Annotated in this window: 22 protein-coding genes and 1 pseudogene; 20 read left to right on the plus strand and 3 right to left on the minus strand. The window is 60.5% G+C overall.

The features are described 5' to 3' along the window. Positions 1 to 181: 181 nt before the first annotated feature. The 9 genes from argS (at position 182) to BK665_RS01675 (ending at position 10,756) form a co-directional block, all read left to right on the plus strand. Positions 182 to 1,918 (plus strand): arginine--tRNA ligase, encoded by a 1,737-nt coding sequence (gene argS, locus BK665_RS01630; RefSeq protein WP_123402549.1) that lies wholly within the window; start codon positions 182 to 184, stop codon positions 1,916 to 1,918. Between the two features lies 1 nt (position 1,919). Beyond that, positions 1,920 to 2,627, plus strand: a complete 708-nt coding sequence (locus BK665_RS01635; protein ID WP_123402550.1) for an SPOR domain-containing protein — start codon at positions 1,920 to 1,922, stop codon at positions 2,625 to 2,627. Positions 2,628 to 2,882: 255 nt separating this feature from the next. Next, complete coding sequence (hslV, locus tag BK665_RS01640) at positions 2,883 to 3,413, plus strand: ATP-dependent protease subunit HslV (RefSeq protein ID WP_007899242.1); 531 nt, start codon at positions 2,883 to 2,885, stop codon at positions 3,411 to 3,413. Positions 3,414 to 3,468: 55 nt separating this feature from the next. Next, complete coding sequence (gene hslU / locus BK665_RS01645; protein WP_123402551.1) at positions 3,469 to 4,809, plus strand: ATP-dependent protease ATPase subunit HslU; 1,341 nt, start codon at positions 3,469 to 3,471, stop codon at positions 4,807 to 4,809. A gap of 150 nt (positions 4,810 to 4,959) precedes the next feature. After that, positions 4,960 to 5,337 (plus strand): gamma-butyrobetaine hydroxylase family protein, encoded by a 378-nt coding sequence (locus BK665_RS01655; protein ID WP_092274514.1) that lies wholly within the window; start codon positions 4,960 to 4,962, stop codon positions 5,335 to 5,337. Positions 5,338 to 5,596: 259 nt separating this feature from the next. Then, on the plus strand, positions 5,597 to 7,276 hold the full coding sequence (gene phaC / locus BK665_RS01660; RefSeq protein WP_123402552.1) for a class II poly(R)-hydroxyalkanoic acid synthase: 1,680 nt from the start codon (positions 5,597 to 5,599) through the stop codon (positions 7,274 to 7,276). A 148-nt stretch (positions 7,277 to 7,424) separates the two neighbouring features. Further along, the gene (gene phaZ / locus BK665_RS01665) at positions 7,425 to 8,279 is read left to right on the plus strand and encodes a poly(3-hydroxyalkanoate) depolymerase (RefSeq protein WP_123402553.1); all 855 of its coding nucleotides are present in this window, start codon (positions 7,425 to 7,427) and stop codon (positions 8,277 to 8,279) included. Positions 8,280 to 8,393: 114 nt separating this feature from the next. Beyond that, positions 8,394 to 10,076, plus strand: a complete 1,683-nt coding sequence (phaC, locus tag BK665_RS01670; RefSeq protein WP_123402554.1) for a class II poly(R)-hydroxyalkanoic acid synthase — start codon at positions 8,394 to 8,396, stop codon at positions 10,074 to 10,076. 59 nt (positions 10,077 to 10,135) lie between these two features. Then, complete coding sequence (locus tag BK665_RS01675) at positions 10,136 to 10,756, plus strand: TetR/AcrR family transcriptional regulator (RefSeq protein ID WP_123402555.1); 621 nt, start codon at positions 10,136 to 10,138, stop codon at positions 10,754 to 10,756. A gap of 266 nt (positions 10,757 to 11,022) precedes the next feature. Here BK665_RS01675 and BK665_RS01680 read toward each other — a convergent pair whose 3' ends face one another. The 3 genes from BK665_RS01680 to BK665_RS01690 form a co-directional block, all read right to left on the minus strand. Beyond that, positions 11,023 to 11,895 carry a phasin family protein gene (locus tag BK665_RS01680; protein WP_123402556.1) on the minus strand — a complete coding sequence of 291 codons (873 nt, stop codon included), beginning with the start codon at positions 11,893 to 11,895 and terminating at the stop codon, positions 11,023 to 11,025. Positions 11,896 to 11,905: 10 nt separating this feature from the next. Next, the gene (locus BK665_RS01685; protein ID WP_123402557.1) at positions 11,906 to 12,328 is read right to left on the minus strand and encodes a phasin family protein; all 423 of its coding nucleotides are present in this window, start codon (positions 12,326 to 12,328) and stop codon (positions 11,906 to 11,908) included. Positions 12,329 to 12,575: 247 nt separating this feature from the next. Continuing rightward, a complete protein-coding gene (locus BK665_RS01690; protein WP_123402558.1) occupies positions 12,576 to 12,851 on the minus strand; it encodes a polyhydroxyalkanoic acid system family protein in 276 nt (91 codons plus the stop codon). Positions 12,852 to 13,006: 155 nt separating this feature from the next. Here BK665_RS01690 and ubiE point away from each other — a divergent pair, with 155 nt between their 5' ends. The 11 genes and pseudogenes from ubiE (at position 13,007) to BK665_RS35295 (ending at position 21,204) form a co-directional block, all read left to right on the plus strand. Then, the gene (ubiE, locus tag BK665_RS01695) at positions 13,007 to 13,777 is read left to right on the plus strand and encodes a bifunctional demethylmenaquinone methyltransferase/2-methoxy-6-polyprenyl-1,4-benzoquinol methylase UbiE (RefSeq protein WP_007948968.1); all 771 of its coding nucleotides are present in this window, start codon (positions 13,007 to 13,009) and stop codon (positions 13,775 to 13,777) included. Continuing rightward, positions 13,777 to 14,400: a ubiquinone biosynthesis accessory factor UbiJ gene (locus BK665_RS01700; protein ID WP_123402559.1), complete on the plus strand. Its 624-nt coding sequence runs from the start codon at positions 13,777 to 13,779 to the stop codon at positions 14,398 to 14,400. The genes ubiE and BK665_RS01700 overlap by 1 nt, the downstream gene beginning before the upstream one ends. After that, entirely contained in the window at positions 14,397 to 16,001 is a 1,605-nt protein-coding gene (gene ubiB, locus BK665_RS01705) for a ubiquinone biosynthesis regulatory protein kinase UbiB (RefSeq protein WP_123402560.1), read from the plus strand. Before BK665_RS01700 ends, ubiB begins: the two co-directional genes overlap by 4 nt. Positions 16,002 to 16,079: 78 nt before the next feature. Continuing rightward, positions 16,080 to 16,481: a phosphoribosyl-AMP cyclohydrolase gene (gene hisI, locus BK665_RS01710; RefSeq protein ID WP_054054645.1), complete on the plus strand. Its 402-nt coding sequence runs from the start codon at positions 16,080 to 16,082 to the stop codon at positions 16,479 to 16,481. Further along, positions 16,474 to 16,806: a phosphoribosyl-ATP diphosphatase gene (locus tag BK665_RS01715; RefSeq protein ID WP_007899279.1), complete on the plus strand. Its 333-nt coding sequence runs from the start codon at positions 16,474 to 16,476 to the stop codon at positions 16,804 to 16,806. The genes hisI and BK665_RS01715 overlap by 8 nt, the downstream gene beginning before the upstream one ends. Positions 16,807 to 16,831: 25 nt before the next feature. Beyond that, positions 16,832 to 17,110, plus strand: a complete 279-nt coding sequence (locus BK665_RS01720; protein ID WP_123402561.1) for a twin-arginine translocase TatA/TatE family subunit — start codon at positions 16,832 to 16,834, stop codon at positions 17,108 to 17,110. A 10-nt stretch (positions 17,111 to 17,120) separates the two neighbouring features. Further along, positions 17,121 to 17,573, plus strand: a complete 453-nt coding sequence (gene tatB / locus BK665_RS01725) for a Sec-independent protein translocase protein TatB (RefSeq protein ID WP_123402562.1) — start codon at positions 17,121 to 17,123, stop codon at positions 17,571 to 17,573. Continuing rightward, positions 17,570 to 18,364: a twin-arginine translocase subunit TatC gene (gene tatC, locus BK665_RS01730; protein WP_123402563.1), complete on the plus strand. Its 795-nt coding sequence runs from the start codon at positions 17,570 to 17,572 to the stop codon at positions 18,362 to 18,364. The genes tatB and tatC overlap by 4 nt, the downstream gene beginning before the upstream one ends. Continuing rightward, positions 18,361 to 19,068 (plus strand): 16S rRNA (uracil(1498)-N(3))-methyltransferase, encoded by a 708-nt coding sequence (locus BK665_RS01735; RefSeq protein ID WP_123402564.1) that lies wholly within the window; start codon positions 18,361 to 18,363, stop codon positions 19,066 to 19,068. The genes tatC and BK665_RS01735 overlap by 4 nt, the downstream gene beginning before the upstream one ends. A 219-nt stretch (positions 19,069 to 19,287) precedes the next feature. Further along, a pseudogene (locus BK665_RS35290) lies at positions 19,288 to 20,346 on the plus strand (methyl-accepting chemotaxis protein); the annotation flags it as partial. A 144-nt stretch (positions 20,347 to 20,490) separates the two neighbouring features. Beyond that, the gene (locus tag BK665_RS35295) at positions 20,491 to 21,204 is read left to right on the plus strand and encodes a methyl-accepting chemotaxis protein (RefSeq protein ID WP_375538922.1); all 714 of its coding nucleotides are present in this window, start codon (positions 20,491 to 20,493) and stop codon (positions 21,202 to 21,204) included. Positions 21,205 to 21,351 lie beyond the last annotated feature (147 nt).

Below are 21,351 nucleotides of genomic sequence, written 5' to 3' on the forward strand. Positions count from 1 at the left end.
AATGATGCGAACGACCCATAACCTGTAGGAGCGAGGCTTGCCCGCGAAGAGGCCCGAATAGTCACCACATACCCCTAACCTGCCCGCTATAGTTGGCAAGCACGTCCATGCCACGGATAATGCCCAGTTTTTCCACTAGCGCATCCAGGCGCCGCCGCGCTTGCGGTCGAAAGAGAACACCATGAAAGACACCATTCGCCAGCTGATCCAACAAGCCATCACCCAACTCGTCAACGAAGGTGTGTTGCCTGAAGGCCTGTCGCCGGCGATCCAGGTGGAAAACTCCCGGGACAAGAAAAACGGCGACTTCGCCAGCAACATCGCCATGATGCTGGCCAAACCGGCAGGCATGAAGCCCCGCGACCTGGCGGAAAAAATCATCGCCGCCCTGCCCGCCGACGAAAACGTCACCAAGACCGAAATCGCCGGCCCGGGATTTCTGAACTTCTTCCAGAACACCGACGCCCTGGCCTCGCGCCTGGACGCCGCTTTGGCCGACCAGCACGTCGGCGTGCGCAAGTCCGGTCCGGTGCAGCGCACCGTGGTTGACCTGTCGGCACCGAACCTGGCCAAAGAGATGCACGTCGGCCACTTGCGCTCGACCATCATTGGCGACGGCGTGGCCCGGGTGCTGGAGTTCCTCGGCGACACCGTGATCCGTCAGAACCACGTCGGCGACTGGGGCACCCAGTTCGGCATGCTGATGGCGTATCTGCAAGAAAACCCGATCACCAGTGAGGAGCTGTCGGACCTGGAAAACTTCTACCGCGCCGCCAAGCAACGCTTCGACGAATCCGAAGAATTCGCCGACCGTGCCCGGGGCCTGGTGGTCAAGTTGCAGGCCGGCGACGCCGAGTGCCTGGCGCTGTGGACGCGCTTCCGCGACATCTCGCTGTCCCACTGCCAGGCAATCTACGAACAACTGAACGTGAAACTGACCATGGCCGACGTGATGGGCGAAAGTGCCTACAACGACGACCTGATCAACGTGGTCAACGACCTAAAGGCCGCCGGCCTGCTGGTCGAGAGCAACGGCGCCCAGTGCGTGTTCCTCGACGAATTCAAGAACGCCGACGGCGATCCGCTGCCGGTGATCATCGTCAAGGCCGACGGCGGCTACCTCTACGCCACCACCGACTTGGCGGCCGTGCGTTATCGCAGCGGCAAGCTGAAGGCTGATCGTGCGCTGTACTTCGTCGACCAGCGTCAGGCCCTGCACTTCCAGCAAGTGTTCCAGGTCGCCCGTTTGGCCGGTTTCGTGACGCACCCGATGGAAATGGAACACATGGGCTTCGGCACCATGAACGGCGCCGATGGCCGTCCATTCAAGACCCGTGACGGCGGCACCGTGAAGCTGGTGGATCTGCTGAACGAAGCCAAAGACCGCGCCTACACCCTGGTCAAAGAGAAGAACCCGGAGCTGGCCGAAGACGATCTGCGCAACATCGCCAAGGTCGTGGGCATTGGCGCGGTGAAATACGCCGACCTGTCCAAGCATCGCACCAGCGACTACAGCTTCAACTTCGACCTGATGCTCAACTTCGAAGGCAACACCGCGCCGTACCTGCTGTACGCCTACACCCGCGTGGCCGGCGTGTTCCGCAAGCTCGGCAAGGACTTCAGCGAAGTCGAAGGCCAGATCGTTCTCGAAGCACCGCACGAACACGAACTGGCGGCCAAACTGGCGCAGTTCGGCGAAGTGCTGAACAACGTTTCCGACAAAGGGACGCCGCACATCCTTTGCACCTACCTGTACGATGTCGCCGGCCTGTTCTCCAGCTTCTATGAGAACTGCCCGATCCTCAGCGCCGACACCCCGGCGCAAATGCAGAGCCGTCTGCGCCTCGCCGCGCTGACCGGCCGCACACTCAAGCAAGGCCTGGAACTCTTGGGTCTGGAAACTCTGGAGCGTATGTAAGTTGGCTGCCAAGAAAAAACCTGCACCCAAGCGTGGCGCCAGTCGTTACACCGCTCCTGCCAAGCAGCCGATCCCGGGCTGGCTGTGGATGGCCATCGGCCTGACGGTCGGCGCGTTCATCGTGTTCCTGATGAAGCTGGAGCCGGGCAAGGGCAGCGAAAGCGTCAAGCGCGAGAAGATCGAGCAGCAGAAAGCCAGCAAGATCGCCGAGGCCAACAAGACCCCGCCGAGCCCGACGCAACCGGTGAAGCCGAAGTACGACTTCTATACCTTGCTGCCGGAATCGGAAGTGATCGTGCCGCCGGACGCGGTGCCGGAGAAAACCCTGCCGACGCCACAAGTGCCGACGGTGCCGACTACCCCGGTGACGCCAGAGCAAGCGGCGAAGATCGACACCGCACGGGCCCAGGCCGCGCTGGCCGGGATCACTCCGCCACCGCCGCCTCCGGTCTCGAAAGCGGCACCGGTGACCAAGTTCTTCCTGCAGGCCGGTTCATTCCGCAAAGAGGCTGATGCCGACAAAGTGCGGGCGCAGATTATCCTGCTCGGCCAAGCCGTGGCGGTTGAGTCCGGCATGGTCAAGGACGAGACCTGGTATCGCGTATTGGTCGGGCCGTTCAGCAACCGCGAACAACTGACCACCGCCCAGAAACAACTGGCCGGCAGCGGTTTCAGCAACCTGTTGTTACAACAACGCCAGAGCCGCTGATTTCGTCAGCAGTACCGCGTGATCGTTCTTCGCGGGCAAGCCTCGCTCCTACAGGAAATGCGCCGTTCGCCGTATATGCGAACGACATAAACCTGTAGGAGCGAGGCTTGCCCGCGAAGGCGCCAGAACAAACAACACACCCTCCCCCGCTTAACACCGCTCGTCCCCCGCCGCTGCCTACAGTTGAAAAAATCTCCACCACCCCCATATGAGTTGGCATAAGGCATTTTCGCCCCGCTGCGTGGAGACTCTCCCTTGACCACCATCGTTTCAGTTCGCCGCCACGGCAAAGTCGTCATGGGCGGCGACGGCCAGGTTTCGCTCGGCAATACCGTGATGAAAGGCAACGCGAAGAAAGTTCGTCGCCTGTACCACGGCCAGGTCATCGCCGGTTTTGCCGGGGCCACCGCTGACGCCTTCACCCTGTTCGAGCGTTTCGAAGGCCAGCTTGAGAAACATCAGGGTCACCTGGTTCGCGCCGCCGTAGAACTCGCCAAAGAATGGCGCACCGACCGCTCCCTCAGCCGCCTCGAAGCCATGCTCGCGGTCGCCAACAAAGACGCTTCCCTGATCATCACTGGCAACGGTGACGTGGTTGAGCCCGAAGAAGGCCTGATCGCCATGGGTTCCGGTGGCGGCTACGCTCAAGCGGCAGCCAGCGCACTGTTGAAGAAAACCGACCTGTCGGCACGGGAAATCGTCGAAACCGCGCTCGGCATCGCCGGCGACATCTGTGTATTCACCAACCACACCTTCACCATTGAGGAGCAGGACCTCGCCGAGTAAGCCTGTTTAGGCCTTAGTGCCACGGCTCACTTTTGCCAGAGGACCGCCAATTACTATGTCCATGACTCCCCGTGAAATCGTCCACGAACTCAATCGCCATATCATCGGCCAGGACGATGCCAAGCGCGCCGTCGCCATCGCGCTGCGTAACCGCTGGCGCCGGATGCAACTGCCGGAAGAGCTGCGTGTTGAAGTAACACCAAAGAATATTCTGATGATCGGCCCGACCGGTGTCGGTAAAACCGAGATCGCCCGTCGCCTGGCCAAACTGGCCAACGCGCCGTTCATCAAGGTCGAAGCGACCAAGTTCACCGAAGTCGGCTATGTCGGCCGTGACGTCGAGTCGATCATTCGTGACCTCGCCGACGCCGCGATCAAGTTGCTACGCGAACAGGAAATGACCAAGGTTCGCCACCGCGCCGAAGACGCCGCCGAAGATCGCATCCTCGACGCCCTGCTGCCACCGGCACGCATGGGTTTCAGCAACGAAGACGCCGGATCGCCGACCGATTCCAACACCCGCCAACTGTTCCGCAAGCGCCTGCGCGAAGGTCAGCTGGATGACAAGGAGATCGAAATCGAAGTCGCCGAAATGGCGGGCGTCGATATCTCCGCGCCGCCGGGCATGGAAGAGATGACCAATCAGTTGCAAAGCCTGTTCGCCAACATGGGCAAGGGCAAAAAGAAAAGTCGCAAGCTCAAGGTCAAGGAAGCACTGAAACTGGTGCGCGACGAAGAAGCCGGGCGCCTGGTCAACGACGAAGAGTTGAAGGCCAAGGCCCTGGAAGCGGTCGAGCAACACGGCATCGTGTTCATCGACGAAATCGACAAGGTCGCCAAACGCGGCAATTCCGGTGGCGTCGATGTGTCCCGCGAAGGCGTGCAGCGTGACTTGCTGCCGCTGATCGAGGGCTGCACCGTCAACACCAAACTGGGCATGGTCAAGACTGACCACATCCTGTTTATCGCTTCCGGTGCGTTCCATTTGAGCAAGCCGAGCGACCTGGTGCCTGAGCTGCAAGGTCGTCTGCCGATCCGCGTTGAACTGAAGGCGCTGACCCCGGAAGACTTCGAGCGCATTCTCAGCGAACCGCACGCATCGCTCACCGAGCAGTATTGCGCCTTGCTGAAAACCGAAGGTTTGACCATCGAGTTCCAGCCGGACGGGATCAAGCGCATCGCCGAGATCGCCTGGCAGGTCAACGAGAAAACCGAGAACATCGGTGCCCGTCGCCTGCACACGCTGCTTGAGCGTCTACTGGAAGAAGTGTCATTCAGCGCCGGCGACCTGGCCAGCGCCCACGATGACAAGGTGATCCTGATCGACGCCGAGTACGTCAACAGCCACCTGGGCGAATTGGCGCAGAACGAAGACCTGTCCCGTTATATCCTGTAAGCCATACTTACATGGCGGACCCTGTGGGAGCGGGCTTGCTCGCGAAAGCGGTCTGACATTCAACATTGATGTTGAATGTTATGACCCCTTCGCGAGCAAGCCCGCTCCCACATTTGAACCGAGGTCTCCCACACAGACGGACTCCAGGTCATGACCCAACTCCCCACCGACATCAAGCTGCACAAAGCCTCGAAAACCCTGTCGCTGAAATACGCGTCCGGCGAGGAATTTCACCTGCCCGCCGAGTTCCTGCGCGTGCACTCTCCTTCCGCCGAGGTCCAGGGCCACGGCAAACCTATCCTGCAATTTGGCAAGATCGCCGTCGGCTTGAGCAAAGTAGAACCGGCCGGTCAGTACGCACTGAAATTGACCTTCGATGACGGCCACGACAGCGGCCTGTTCACCTGGGAATATCTGTACCAGTTGGCGGTGCGCCAGGAAGACCTCTGGAACGATTATCTTGCCGAGCTTAAAGCGGCCGGCAAAACCCGCGACCCGAGCCAGTCCATCGTCAAGCTGATGCTCTAGGTCAGGCCTCTTGCTCTTTAGAGGGCATTTTCTAATTTCATCTGTTTGAATGCTCCGCTGCGGCGTCGAGGATCGGCCCGCTTGCGAAAAAAATTAAACTCGGGTAACCAATGGAACTGGCAAGTTCCCTGCAGTGCTCGTTGTGTTGAAAAAGCAGCGATGCAGTATTAACGGTCACCCGAGCAGCAGTACCTGGTATTGGTTGTGTGACTACACGGCTGGCCCCGGGTACTCGTCTCAGGACAATGGAGCGTCGTAGATGAGTAACAAGAACAACGATGACCTGAAGTATCAAGCCTCGGAAAACACCCTGGGGCTTAATCCTGTTGTTGGGCTGCGTGGTAAAGATCTACTGGCTTCTGCTCGGATGGTGCTCAGGCAGGCCATCAAACAACCGATTCACAGCGTCAAGCATGTCGCTCATTTCGGCCTCGAACTCAAGAACGTGCTGTTCGGCAAATCCGAACTGCAACCGCCGGGCGATGATCGTCGTTTCAACGATCCGGCCTGGAGCCAGAACCCGCTCTACAAACGTTATCTGCAAACCTACCTGGCGTGGCGCAAGGAACTCCACGACTGGATCGACGACAGCAGCCTGTCACCCAAGGACGTCGCCCGCGGGCACTTCGTGATCAACCTCATGACCGAAGCCATGGCCCCGACCAACAGTGCGGCCAACCCCGCGGCGGTCAAGCGCTTCTTCGAAACCGGCGGCAAGAGCCTGCTGGACGGCCTCTCCCATTTGGCCAAGGACATCGTGCACAACGGCGGCATGCCGAGCCAGGTCAACATGGGCGCGTTCGAAGTCGGCAAGAGCCTGGGCGTGACCGAAGGTGCAGTGGTATTTCGCAACGACGTGCTGGAGCTGATCCAGTACCGGCCGATCACCGAGCAGGTGCACGAGCGCCCATTGCTGGTAGTCCCGCCGCAGATCAACAAGTTCTACGTATTCGACTTGAGCCCGGACAAGAGCCTGGCGCGCTTCTGCCTGCGCAACAATGTGCAGACCTTCATCGTCAGTTGGCGCAACCCGACCAAGGAACAGCGCGAGTGGGGCCTGTCCACTTACATCGAGGCGCTCAAGGAAGCGGTCGACGTGGTGATGGCGATCACCGGCAGCAAAGACGTGAACATGCTCGGCGCCTGCTCCGGCGGCATCACTTGCACCGCCCTGCTGGGCCACTATGCGGCGATCGGCGAGAAGAAGGTCAACGCCCTGACCCTGCTGGTGAGCGTGCTGGACACCACCCTGGACAGCGACGTGGCCCTGTTCGTCGACGAGCAGACCCTCGAAGCCGCCAAGCGCCATTCGTATCAGGCCGGCGTGCTGGAAGGTCGCGACATGGCCAAGGTCTTCGCGTGGATGCGCCCCAACGACCTGATCTGGAACTACTGGGTCAACAACTACCTGTTGGGCAACGAGCCGCCGGTGTTCGACATTCTGTTCTGGAACAACGACACCACCCGCTTGCCGGCCGCGTTCCACGGCGACCTGATCGAGATGTTCAAGAGCAATCCGCTGATTCGCCCTAACGCCCTGGAAGTGTGCGGCACCGCAATCGACCTCAAGCAGGTCACCGCCGATATCTTTTCCCTGGCCGGCACCAACGATCACATCACGCCGTGGAAGTCTTGCTACAAGTCGGCGCAATTGTTTGGCGGCAACGTCGAGTTCGTGCTGTCCAGCAGCGGGCATATCCAAAGCATTCTGAATCCGCCAGGTAATCCGAAGTCACGTTACATGACCAGCACCGAGATGCCGCTGAAGGCTGAGGACTGGCAGGAGAACTCCACCAAGCACACCGATTCCTGGTGGTTGCATTGGCAGGCCTGGCAGGCCGAGCGTTCGGGCAAGCTGAAGAAATCCCCGACGGTCCTGGGCAATAAAACCTACACCGCCGGCGAAGCTGCGCCGGGCACTTACGTACATGAGCGGTAACTGACACACCCCACCACCTTGTAGGAGCGAAGCTTGCTCGCGAAAGCGTCAGGTCAGTCGACATTAACGTTGAATGAATGACCGCTTTCGCGAGCAAGCTTCGCTCCTACAGAGGGGCGGGGATGAATTAACCCACAGGGCCTGAAGCATGCCGCAACCGTTCATTTTTCGTACCGTCGACCTGGATGGCCAGACCCTCCGCACCGCGGTACGCCCCGGCAAGCCTCACTTGACGCCCTTGCTGATTTTCAACGGCATCGGCGCCAACCTGGAGCTGGTGTTTCCGTTCGTCGCGGCGCTGGACCCGGACCTGGAGGTCATTGCCTTCGACGTTCCCGGGGTCGGCGGCTCGTCGACGCCGAACCGCCCCTATCGCTTTCCGGGGCTGGCGAAACTCACGGCACGGATGCTCGACTATCTCGACTACGGACAAGTCAACGTGATCGGCGTGTCCTGGGGCGGCGCCCTGGCGCAGCAATTCGCCTATGACTACCCCGAGCGCTGCAAGAAACTGGTGCTCGCCGCCACCGCCGCCGGTGCGGTGATGGTGCCGGGCAAACCGAAAGTGCTGTGGATGATGGCCAGTCCCCGCCGCTACATTCAGCCGTCCCACGTGATTCGCATTGCGCCGATGATTTACGGCGGCTCGTTCCGCCGCGACCCGACCCTGGCTGCCAGCCATGCGGCGAAGGTGCGCTCGGCGGGCAAGCTCGGTTACTACTGGCAACTGTTCGCCGGCCTCGGCTGGACCAGCATTCACTGGTTGCACAAGATCCACCAGCCGACCCTGGTGCTGGCCGGCGACGACGATCCGCTGATCCCGCTGATCAACATGCGCATGCTCGCCTGGCGCATTCCCAACGCCCAGTTGCACATCATCGATGACGGGCATCTGTTCCTGATTACCCGGGCCGAAGCGGTGGCACCGATCATCATGAAATTCCTCGAGGAAGAACGTCAGCGCGCGGTCATGCATCCGCAACCGTCGCCATTGGGCGGTTAAACAGCCCTATATCGGGCGGCAGGACGCCGCGCCGCGCAACAACCCGTTACAGCGTCTATGGTGTTCTGGTTCGGTGTGTTTGTTTTTGGCCTGAAGACGAAGGAGTGTTGATTCATGCGCGAAAAGCCAGCGAGGGAGTTTTTGCCCACTCCCGCCGCGTTCATCAACGCACAGAGTGCGATTACCGGCCTGCGCGGTCGGGATCTGTTTTCGACCCTGCGCAGCGTGGCCGCCCACGGTTTGCGCAACCCGGTGCACAGTGCCCGGCACGCCCTGAAACTGGGCGGCCAGTTGGGTCGTGTGCTGCTGGGGGAAACCCTGCATCCGACCAACCCGCATGACAGTCGCTTTGCCGACCCGTCATGGAGCCTCAACCCGTTTTACCGGCGCAGTTTGCAGGCGTACCTGAGCTGGCAGAAGCAGGTCAAAAGCTGGATCGACGAAAGCAACATGAACCCGGACGATCGCGCCCGCGCCCACTTCGCTTTCGCCCTGCTCAACGACGCTGTGTCGCCCTCCAATACCTTGCTCAATCCGCTGGCGATCAAGGAGATATTCAACTCCGGCGGCCACAGCCTGGTGCGCGGGGTCGGGCACCTGATCGATGACTTCCTGCACAACGATGGCTTGCCCCGGCAGGTCACCAAGCAAGCCTTCGAGGTCGGCAAAACCGTCGCCACCACTACCGGCTCCGTGGTGTTTCGCAACGAGCTGCTGGAGCTGATCCAGTACAAGCCGATGAGCGAAAAACAGTATTCAAAACCGCTGCTGGTAGTGCCGCCGCAGATCAACAAGTACTACATTTTCGACTTGAGCCCACACAACAGCTTCGTCCAGTTCGCCCTGAAGAATGGCCTGCAAACCTTCATGATCAGTTGGCGCAACCCGGATGTGCGCCATCGCGAGTGGGGGCTGTCGACCTACGTTGAAGCGGTAGAAGAAGCGATGAACGTCTGCCGGGCAATTACCGGCGCCCGGGAAGTGAACCTGATGGGCGCCTGCGCCGGCGGGCTGACCATCGCCGCATTGCAGGGCCATCTACAGGCCAAGCGGCAGTTGCGCCGTGTATCGAGCGCGACTTACCTGGTGAGCCTGCTCGACAGCCAGATGGACAGCCCCGCCACCCTGTTCGCCGACGAACAAACCCTGGAGGCGGCCAAGCGTCGCTCCTATCAGAAAGGCGTGCTCGATGGTCGCGACATGGCCAAAGTGTTCGCCTGGATGCGCCCCAACGATTTGATCTGGAGCTACTTCGTCAACAACTACCTGCTGGGCAAGGAGCCACCGGCGTTCGACATCCTCTACTGGAACAACGACAACACACGCCTGCCCGCAGCGTTCCACGGCGACTTGCTGGACTTCTTCAAGCACAACCCGCTGAGTCATCCGGGCGGTCTTGAGGTGTGCGGCACCCCGATCGATTTGCAGAAGGTCACGGTCGACAGCTTCAGCGTGGGTGGCATCAACGACCACATCACGCCGTGGGATGCGGTGTATCGCTCGACCCTGCTGCTGGGCGGCGAGCGGCGCTTTGTGCTGTCCAATAGCGGGCATGTGCAGAGCATCCTCAACCCGCCGTCGAACCCGAAAGCCAACTTCATCGAAAGCCCGAAACTGAGCAGCGACCCACGGGCCTGGTACTACGACGCCAAGCAAACCGACGGCAGTTGGTGGACGCAATGGCTGGCCTGGATCCAGGAACGCTCCGGCGCACAAAAAGAAACCCACATGGCCCTCGGCAACCAGAACTATCCACCGATGGAAGCCGCACCCGGCACTTACGTGCGCGTGCGCTGACGCTCAACCCACCACGGCCGGCACCGGCCGTGGCCTGACTCGACCATTAAGAAGACTGGATGAAAACCCGCGACCGGATCCTCGAATGTGCCCTGCAGTTGTTCAATAACAAGGGCGAACCGAACGTTTCCACCATGGAAGTTGCCAACGAAATGGGGATCAGCCCCGGTAACCTCTACTACCACTTCCACGGCAAGGAGCCGCTGATCCTGGGGTTGTTCGACCGCTTCCAGAATGAACTGGCGCCACTGCTCGATCCGCCGCCTGATGTTGAACTGAACCCCGAAGATTACTGGCTGTTCCTGCACTTGATCGTCGAGCGCCTGGCGCACTATCGGTTCCTGTTCCAGGACCTGTCGAACCTGGCCGGGCGCCTGCCGAAACTGGCCAAGGGCATCCGCAATTTGCTCAATGCGTTGAAGCGCACGCTGGCGTCATTGCTGGCACGGTTGAAGGCTCAAGGGCAGTTAGTCAGCGATACCCAGGCGTTGGGGCAACTGGTGGAACAGATCACCATGACGTTGCTGTTTTCCCTGGACTATCAGCGGATTCTGGATCGCGAGGGTGAAGTGAGGTTGGTGGTGTACCAAATCATGATGCTGGTGGCGCCGCACTTGCTGCCGCCGATCAAGGCTGCGACGGAGCAATTAGCCCTGCAATACCTGGAAGAACACGATTAAACATGTGGGAGCGGGCTTGCTCGCGAATGCGCTGGGTCATTCAACATTTATGGTGGCTGACACACCGCTTTCGCGAGCAAGCCCGCTCCCACAGGGGATCTGCGGTGTTCATGGAATCGCGCATAAAAAACGCCCGACCTTTGCAGGCCGGGCGTGATCGTTCCCATGCTCCGCGTGGGAATGCAGCCGGTGACGCTCTGCGTCACTGCCGCAGTGAACGCGGAGCGTCCGTTGAGGCATTCCCACGCAGAGCGTGGGAACGATCATCAGGACTGACTGGTTGGCGTCGATGGAGCTGGCGCGGCAGTCGGGGTCACAGCAGGGGTCGGCGCTGCAGCGGAATTCGCTGAGGTGGCCGGGGTTGCCGGTTTGGCGGCAGCCACTGCTGGTTTTGGCGCGGCGGCTTTTGGTGCTGCCGGTTTCTTCACTGCAGGTTTTGCCGCTGGCTTGGCTGCAGGTTTGGCCGCTGCGGTTTTGGCAGCCGGTTTAGCCGCAGGTTTGGCTGCGGCCTTGGCGGCGGCGACCGGTTTGGCGGCTGCTTTGGTAACGGCCTTGGCGGCCGGTTTAGCAGCAGCGGTTTTGGCAGCGACTTTAGCGGCAGGCTTGGCAACTGCTTTGGCAGCGGCCTTCACCAGTGGCTTGGCGGCGGTTTTGGCTGCCGGTTTGGCGGCCGCAGTTTTAGCAGCAGGTTTGGCCGCTGCGGTTTTCGCCGCAACAGGCGCAACCTTGGCACCGGTGAGTTTTTCGATTTGCTTGGTCAGGGTATCGACCTTGCTGTGCAGCGCTTTGACTTCGTTGCGGCTCGGTACACCGAGGCGCGAAATGGCGCTGTTCAGGCGCTTGTCGAAAGCCCCTTCCAGCTCATCCCACTTGCCCAGTGCGCGGTCTTTCACGCCGCTGATGCGCGACTTGGCCGAGGAAGCGGAGTCCTTGGCGGCGTCGACTTTTTTGCCAACAGCGCTTTTGGTGAGCTTCTCGGCTTTCTCGCCGTCTTTAACCAATGTATCGAAGAGTTTGCTGCCGTCAGTGTCGATCTTCGAGTACACGCCTAAACCAGCCAGCCAGATTTTGCGGGAGTAGTCTTCGACTTTCCCGATCCACGAGCTGCCTTCTTTTTCAGTATTCTTTTTACCAGCCATCCCGTTCTCCTTAAGATTTACGCGCGACACGTTCGAGCAATGCCGTCAGCTCATCGAGCTTAGCAGAGAGTGTCTCAACGTCATGTTTAGACGGAATGCCGATACGATTCAAGGCACTTGCGACACGCGAGTCAAAAGCCTTCTCGACCTTGTCGAGTTGCACTTCGACCTTGCCTTTGAAAGTACTCACTTCACTCTTGGCTTCATCGATCTCGGCATTGGCCGCTTCGAGTTTTGCCTCGACTACCTTTTTGCCTTTCTTTTCAACAGTTTGACCAGCCTTGATCAACTCTTGAAAGTACTCGCTGCCCTCGATTCCAACCTTGGTGTAGGCACCCAGGCCTGCCAGCCAGATCTTGCGGGCATACGATCTGACGTCTTGCAGGGCGTTAGTCGATGCGTCGATTTTTTTCTTCAAAATAACTTTGGCCATGGTGCACCTCACGCGCAGAAGGTTTGAGGAACTGCCCGCGAAAGTGTCGGGCTCATGCACAAAGTAGGGAGAAAAATTAGAAACGGCACCCTAACAACTGACATAAACCTTTGGCCACACCACACACAAATGTGGGAGCGGGCTTGCTCGCGAAAGCGGTGGATCAGTCAACATCATCGTTGAATGAAACACCGCCTTCGCGAGCAAGCCCGCTCCCACAGGGAATGCATTCGCAAATCGATGCCGGTTACACCAGGGCCTTGTCGAGGGCCTTCTCGATTTCCGATTTGATCATGCCGCTCATGGCCGACATCATCAGGCCCAGCTCGACATCTACCTTGATCGAATCCTCGCCTACCAGCACCGCACCTTTCACGCCCGAACGCTTGAGGTTCAGGGTGTCGCCGGACCACGACGGTTCCAGCCCATATTGCTCGGACAGTTTCTGCGCCAACAGGTCGGCCTTCTCGCGAGCCGCTTCCTTGCCCAGGCTGTGGGCACGTTCAACACTAATTCGGGCCATCGAATGACTCCTGCTTGATGGATACTTTCCTGAAGCATCTTGACCGCTGCTGCGTCAAAACGTCCCGGCGGTTCTACATCTTACCTTCAGCCTTGCCAAGACAAAGCAGGCCACCGGGATTAGAATGTCCCGCATTCTCTTCTGGTGACAGCGATATGACTGATCAGCGCAAAGGCAGCGATGCCGAACCCACCACTCACTTCGGTTTCAAAAACGTTCCGGAAAGCCAAAAAGCGGAAAAAGTCGCTGAGGTTTTCCACTCGGTAGCCGCCAAGTACGACTTGATGAACGACCTCCTGTCGGGCGGTATGCACCGTCTGTGGAAGCGTTTCGCGATCGAACTGTCGGGCGTTCGCACCGGTAACCGCGTGCTGGACATTGCCGGCGGCACCGGCGACCTGACCAAGAAATTCTCGCACCTCGTCGGCCCGACCGGCCAGGTGGTGTTGGCCGACATCAACGAATCCATGCTCAAGGTCGGTCGCGACCGCCTGCTGGACCTCGGTGTGGCCGGCAACGTCGAATTCGTTCAGGCTGACGCGGAAAAACTGCCGTTCCCGGACAACCACTTCGACTGCGTGACCATCGCTTTCGGCCTGCGCAACGTCACCCATAAAGAAGACGCACTGCGTTCGATGCTGCGCGTGCTCAAGCCCGGCGGTCGCCTGCTGGTGCTGGAGTTCTCCAAGCCAACCAACGCGCTGATGTCCAAAGCCTACGACGCCTACTCGTTCGCCTTCATGCCGCTGATGGGCAAGCTGATCACCAACGACTCGGAAAGCTATCGCTACCTGGCCGAATCGATCCGCATGCACCCGAATCAGGAAACCCTGAAGTCGATGATGGTCGAGGCCGGTTTCGACCGCGTGACCTACCACAACATGACCGCAGGCATCGTCGCCCTGCACCGCGGCATCAAGCCCTGATGTTGCTGGCCGGCCTGCTCGCCAGCGTCGAACTCGGCCTGAACCGGGTGCTGCGTCTCGACAGTACCGCGCTGCCGCGCCTGGCACATTTGAGCGGCCGGGTGATTGCCGTCGATTGCCGCAGCCCGGCGCTGCAATTGTTCATCCTGCCCAGCGATGAAGGCCTGATGCTCGCCTCCCAATGGGAATCCGGCGCCGACTGCACCTTGCGTGCACCGGCCTCGAGCCTGTTGAAACTGGCCCTGAGCAAGGACAAGACCTCGGTGCTGCATGGGCCGGACGTCGAGCTTGACGGTGACAGCGGCGTGCTGCTGGAACTGGCGGCCATCCTGCAAGACCTTGAGCTGGACTGGGAGTACGAACTCTCGCGCTGGCTCGGCCCGCTGGCCACGCAACTGGTCGGCGGTCACCTGCGCAGCCGCGCACGCTTTTACCAGCAAGGGTTCGCCAGCCTGAACCAGAATCTGGGCGAATACCTGGCCGAAGAATCGCGCACCCTCGTCGGTCAGCGCGAAGCCGAAGCCCGTTTCAGTGAACTGGACCAGATCAAACTCGATCTGGAACGTCTCGAGGCGCGTTTCGAGCGCCTTTCCCGATCCCTCGACCCAAGCGATAACGCATGAAGCTGCTTGCCGTCCGCCGTTTGTTGCGCATCCAGCGCGTCGTGATCCGCTACCGCCTCGATGACCTGCTGTTCGCCTTGCCGCTGCCCTGGTTTCTGCTGGCGCTGCGCTATGCCTTGCCGTGGCGCTGGTTCCCGCGCAAAACCCTGGACCTGACCCGTGGCGCGCGATTGCGCCTGGCATTGCAGGACCTGGGGCCGATCTTCATCAAGTTCGGGCAGATTCTGTCCACCCGTCGCGACCTGTTGCCGGAAGACATCGCCGATGAGCTGATGAAGCTGCAGGACCGCGTCCCGCCGTTCGACTCGCAAGTGTCGATCAAGCTGATCGAAGAGCAGCTCGGGAAAAAGATCAGCGAAGTCTTCAGCCGTTTCGACGTCGAACCGCTGGCCTCGGCCTCGGTGGCGCAGGTGCATGCCGCGCAGTTGAAAACCGGCGAAGAAGTGGTGGTGAAGGTGATCCGCCCGGGCCTGAAGCCGATCATCGCCCAGGATCTGGCATGGCTGTTCATCCTCGCCCGTGCCGCTGAAAAACTTTCGGCCGATGCACGTCTGCTGCACCCGGTGGACGTGGTCCAGGATTACGAAAAAACCATCTACGACGAACTCGACCTGCTGCGCGAGGCGGCCAACGCCAGCCAGTTGAAGCGCAACTTCGAAGGCTCGGAGCTGCTGTACGTGCCGCAAGTCTATTGGGACTGGTGCCGGCCGAAAGTGCTGGTGATGGAGCGGATCTACGGGATTCAGGTCACCGACCTGGCGACCCTGGCCGACCAGCGCACCGACATGAAAATGCTCGCCGAACGGGGCGTGGAAATCTTCTTCACCCAGGTGTTCCGCGACAGCTTCTTCCACGCCGACATGCACCCGGGCAACATTTTCGTCAGCACCGTCAACCCGTGGAGCCCGCAGTACATTGCGATCGACTGCGGCATCGTCGGCAGCCTGACCCCGGAAGACCAGGATTATCTGGCGCGCAACCTGTTCGCCTTTTTCAAGCGCGATTACCGGCGCGTGGCGCAGTTGCACATCGATTCGGGCTGGGTCCCGGCGGAAACCAAGCTCAACGAATTCGAAGCGGCGATTCGTACCGTTTGCGAGCCGATTTTCGAAAAACCGTTAAAAGATATTTCCTTCGGCCAGGTGTTGATGCGCCTGTTCCAGACCGCTCGGCGCTTCAACATGGAAGTGCAGCCGCAGCTGGTTTTACTGCAAAAAACCCTGTTGAACATCGAAGGTTTGGGCCGTCAGCTGTACCCGGACCTGGATCTGTGGAACACCGCCCAACCGTTCCTCGAACGCTGGATGCGCGAGCGCGTCAGCCCGAAAGCCTTGCTCGGCAACGTGCAGAGCCAGTTCGAGCAACTGCCGCACCTGGCCAACATGGCCCGCGACCTGCTGGAACGCATGTCCCAGCCCCACGCCTACGACCCGCCACCGCCGTGGCATCGGCGCAAGGACGACTGGTTCCTGCGCCTGCTCGGTTGCGCGCACCTGGGCGGTGGCGCGGTACTCGCGGCCGGTGGTCCGTTGAGCGATCTCGGCCATTGGCCGGCCGGGATCATGATGATTGTCGGTTTGTATCTGGTCGTTCGCCGATAGCCAGCGCCATCGCACGCTGGCACACTGTTTGAACGCCTGCCCGACTAATGAAGTGTCGGGCCGCTGTCGGAGTCGAAGATGAAAAACTGGCTGGACGAGATCAAGTGGGACGCTGACGGACTGGTGCCGGCGATTGCCCAGGATCACAAGACCGGGCGCGTCCTGATGATGGCCTGGATGAACCGCGAAGCGCTGGAACTGAGCGCTGCCGAGAACCGCGCCATTTACTGGTCACGTTCCCGTGGCAAGTTGTGGCGCAAGGGTGAAGAGTCCGGCCATGTGCAGACCCTGCATGAGATGCGCCTGGACTGTGACGCCGACGTGATCATCCTGATGGTCGAGCAGATTGGCGACATCGCCTGCCATACCGGCCGCCAGAGCTGCTTCTACCGCGTCTTCGAAAACGGCGACTGGAAAACCGTCGACCCGGTGCTGAAAGATCCGCATGCCATCTATTCCGCAGGACACACACATGAGTGACACTCTCACGCGTCTGGCGCAGGTTTTGGAAGAGCGCAAAGGCGCCGCCGCCGACAGCTCGTATGTCGCCAGCCTGTACCACAAGGGTTTGAACAAGATTCTGGAAAAAGTCGGCGAAGAGTCGGTCGAAACCATCATCGCCGCCAAGGACGCCGCCATCAGCGGTGACTGCAGCGACGTGATCTACGAGACCGCCGATTTGTGGTTCCACAGCATGGTCATGCTCGCCCAACTGGGGCAGCATCCACAGGCTGTGCTCGATGAACTGGACCGTCGCTTCGGTCTGTCCGGACACGCCGAGAAAGCCTCGCGTCCGTCCGCCTGAATAACTATTTGAGAGGAGCAGCAACATGGGCATTTTTGACTGGAAACACTGGATCGTCATCCTGGTTGTCGTGGTGCTGGTGTTCGGCACCAAGAAACTGAAAAACCTCGGCACTGACGTTGGCGAGTCGATCAAGGGCTTTCGCAAAGCCATGAACGACGAAGAGAAGCCGGTTGACCCAACCGTGACCCCGGCGCAACCGGTGCCACCTGCTCAACCAACCACGACCTCGCCACTGAACCAGCCGCACACCATCGACGTGCAGGCACAGAAAGTCGAAGAGCCGATCCGCAAAGACGTGTGAGCACAGACTAATGTTTGGTATCAGCTTCTCTGAACTGCTGCTCGTCGGCCTCGTTGCCCTGCTGGTGCTGGGCCCCGAGCGTTTGCCGGGCGCTGCGCGCACCGCCGGTCTGTGGATCGGGCGGCTGAAGCGCAGCTTCAACGCGATCAAACAGGAAGTTGAACGTGAAATCGGTGCCGACGAGATTCGTCGGCAACTGCACAACGAGCACATTCTGTCGCTGGAACAGGAGGCGCGGAAGATTTTCACGCCGACCCAGCAGGAAGCGACGCCGGTGCAGCCGGTTGAACCGGTGGTCGAGCCGACGATTCATGCGCCGGGCACTGAACCGGTGCCTACCATGGGCGGCGTCGAGCCTGCGCCAGTTGTCCCCGCGCCGACACCCGTAGAACCTGTAGCTCCTGCGGCGGCGCCCATCGCTCCCGCTCCTCATGACCCAACACTGCCGCCGCGAGCCCCATGAGCGAACTTCCTGAAAACGACCAGCACATGCCGCTGGTTTCGCACCTCACCGAGTTGCGTACTCGCCTGCTGCGTTGTGTAGCGGCGATTTTCATCATCTTCGCCGGGTTGTTCGCGTTCACCCAGCAGATCTATACCTTCGTCTCGACACCGCTGCGGGCGTACCTGCCTGTCGGCGCAACGATGATCGCCACCGACGTCTCATCGCCGTTCCTGACGCCGTTGAAACTGACGATGATGGTTTCGCTGTTCCTGGCGATCCCGGTGATCCTGCATCAGATCTGGGGTTTCATCGCACCGGGTCTGTATAAACACGAGAAACGCGTTGCCGTGCCGTTGCTGGTCTCCAGCATCCTGCTGTTCTATACCGGCATGGCCTTCGCCTACTACCTGGTGTTCCCGCTGATCTTCAAATTCTTCGCCGCCGCCACCCCGGCCGGCGTGGAAATGATGACCGACATCACCAGCTACCTCGATTTCGTCATGACCCTGTTCTTCGCCTTCGGCGTGGCGTTCGAGATCCCGGTGGCCGTGGTGCTGCTGGTATGGATTGGCGTTGTCGACGTCAAATACCTGAAGAAAATCCGCCCGTACGTGGTCATCGGCTGCTTCGTGGTCGGCATGATCCTGACCCCGCCGGACATCTTCTCCCAGACGCTGTTGGCCGTACCGATGTGGATGCTGTTTGAAATCGGCATCCTGTTCGGCAGCCTCGTCAGCAAGCGCGGCGAGCACCGGGATGACCAACCGGTTGACGATCACAACGACCAGCCGCCAGCGACCCAGCCGTGAACCTGCTGCTCCTCGAAGAAGCCGATTTCATTGCGGTCGACCGGGTGATCCTGCGTGATCGGCGCTTGACCCACATGCAGGAAGTCCACCGCTGTGAAGTGGGCGACAGCATGCGCGTCGGGCGGATCGGCGGGCTGATGGGTTCGGCCGAAGTGCTGCGCCTGGACGCCGACGAAGCTGAATTGCGCGTCGTTCTCGATCAACCGCCACCGACCAAGCTGCCATTGACCCTGGTATTGGCTCTGCCACGCCCGAAAATGCTCCGTAGGGTGTTTCAGACCGTGGCGGCCATGGGTGTGCCACGGATCGTGCTGGTGAACAGCTATCGCGTCGAGAAGAGCTTCTGGCAGACCCCATTCCTGGAACCCGAGGCGATTCGCGAGCAGTTGATCCTGGGTCTGGAACAGGCCCGGGACAGCGTGCTGCCGGAAGTCGTCATCGAGAAGCGCTTCAAGCCGTTCGTCGAAGACCGGCTGCCCGGAATCACCGAGGGCACCCTCGGTCTGGTCGGCCACCCCGGAAATTACCCGCCCTGCCCTCGCGGCCTGGACGAACCGGTAACGCTGGCGATCGGCCCCGAAGGTGGCTGGATTCCTTATGAAATCGAATTGCTGGGCAAATCCGGGCTGAATCCGGTGCAACTGGGCGATCGCATCCTGCGCGTCGAAACCGCCGTCACCGCCCTGCTGGCACGCCTCTTCTAACTCAACACATCTCCCTCTGTAGGAGCTGCCGAAGGCTGCGATCTTTTGATCTTGATCTTCGTCGCGCTCACCGCAGCCAAGGTCAAAAGATCGCAGCCTTCGGCAGCTCCTACAGGTGCGTGTCGCGCCCGGTAATTCGCGTTGCTGCGCTACAGATTCCCGCTCGCGCGCCGATACAGCTCCCATAAAACCAAATTGTGGTCCGAGGGGAGTAGCAGCATGTACCGTTGGCTAGCCGAGAAACTGGGAAACGTAAGCGTTAATCGCAAACTGGGTGTCGGCTTCGGTCTCGTCCTGCTCCTGACCTTGTTGATCACGTTCACCGGCTGGACCGGGCTGACGGGTGTGATGAGCCGTGGCGACAAGCTCGGGTTCATTGCCAGCATCAATGAGCTGGCCAAGGATTTACGCGTGGCGCGCCTGGACTACGAAATGCGCCGTGGCGAACAAGGCCCGAGCGCGGTCAACGGCTATTTGGATCAGATCGAAGCCGGCCTGCAAACCGCACGCAAGATGATCGAGCAACCCGCCGACGTCGCGATGATCGACCAGCAACTGGCCGGCGTCAGCCAGTACCGGCAAGCCTTCACCGCCATGATCCAGGCCGGTGCCAACCGCGAAGATGCCCGCAGCAAACTCGGCGCCACCGCCGACAACGCCGTGGCCAAGGTGTCTGAGGTTGAGAAGGCACTGCTGCAAGGTGACAGCGTCGCCCAGTTCAATAGCGTGATCGACCTGAGCAAGCTGATCCAGCAAGCGCGCTTCCAGGTCCGCGGCTACACCTACAGCGCCAAGACCGAGGCCGAACAGCCTGCGCTGGACGCCATCGATAACGCCCTGAAAAACCTCGAAAGCCTGCCGGCCAAACTGCCGGAACAGTTCAGCGCCAACCTGCAACAGGCCTCCGATTCGCTGAAGGCCTACCGCGCCGCTGTCAGCCAGTACCGCGACTCTCAGGTCGCCAGCGCTGCCGCCCTCAAGCGTATGGCTGACCAAGGCGACAATCTGCGCGAACTCAGCAAGAAACTGACCATTTCGCAAACCGTCGTGCGTGACACCGATGCCGCCCACGCCAAGAACCTGCTGCTGATGGCCACCGTCCTCGCCCTGGCCTTCGGCTTGCTCGCCGCTTGGGCGATCACCCGCCAGATCGTCATTCCATTGAGCCAGACCCTGAAAGTCGCCGAGCGCGTGGCCGCTGGCGACCTGACCCACAACCTGATCTCCGAACGCCAAGACGAACTCGGCCAGCTCCAGCGTGCCATGCAGAGCATGACCCTGGGTCTGCGCGAGTTGATCGGCGGCATCAGCGATGGCGTCACGCAGATCGCCAGCGCCGCCGAAGAGCTGTCCGCCGTGACCGAGCAAACCAGCGCCGGGGTCAACAGCCAGAAAGTGGAAACCGATCAGGTGGCCACCGCCATGCACGAAATGACCGCCACCGTGCAGGAAGTCGCGCGCAACGCCGAGGAAGCGTCTGAAGCGGCGCTCGCCGCCGATCAGCAGGCCCGCGAAGGCGACAAGGTTGTCGGCGAAGCCATCGCCCAGATCGAACGCCTGGCCATCGAAGTCGGCAACTCCACCGTCGCCATGAGCGATCTGAAACGCGAAAGCGACAAGATCGGCAGCGTGCTCGACGTGATCAAGTCCGTGGCGCAACAGACCAACCTGCTGGCGCTCAACGCCGCCATCGAAGCCGCCCGTGCCGGTGAAGCCGGACGCGGTTTTGCGGTGGTCGCCGATGAAGTCCGCAGCCTGGCCCAGCGCACCCAGAAGTCCACCGAAGAGATCGAAGAGCTGATCGTTGGCCTGCAAACCGGCACCCAGCAAGTCGCGACCATCATGGACAACAGCCGCAGCCTGACCGACAGCAGCGTCGAACTGACTCGCCGCGCCGGGGGCTCGCTGGAAAGCATCACCCGCACGGTGTCTGCGATCCAGTCGATGAACCAACAGATTGCTGCGGCCGCCGAGCAACAGAGCGCCGTGGCCGAAGAGATCAACCGCAGCGTACTGAACGTGCGCGACGTGTCCGAGCAGACCTCGGCGGCGAGTGAAGAGACTGCGGCGTCCAGCGTTGAGCTGGCGCGGTTGGGGACGCATTTGCAGATGTTGGTTGGGCGGTTCAAGGTTTAAGGCGATTCAGAGGCCTCGGCTGGCTTTGGACCGAGGTGATGCCATTCGCGAGCAAGCCCGCTCCCACATTAGATTTTCGGTGAACACATTTTTTGTGCTTAACCGAGATCCACTGTGGGAGCGGGCTTGCCCGCGAAAGCGATCTGA

It is taken from the genome of Pseudomonas frederiksbergensis, assembly GCF_003732665.1.
GTDB lineage: Bacteria > Pseudomonadota > Gammaproteobacteria > Pseudomonadales > Pseudomonadaceae > Aquipseudomonas > Aquipseudomonas frederiksbergensis_G.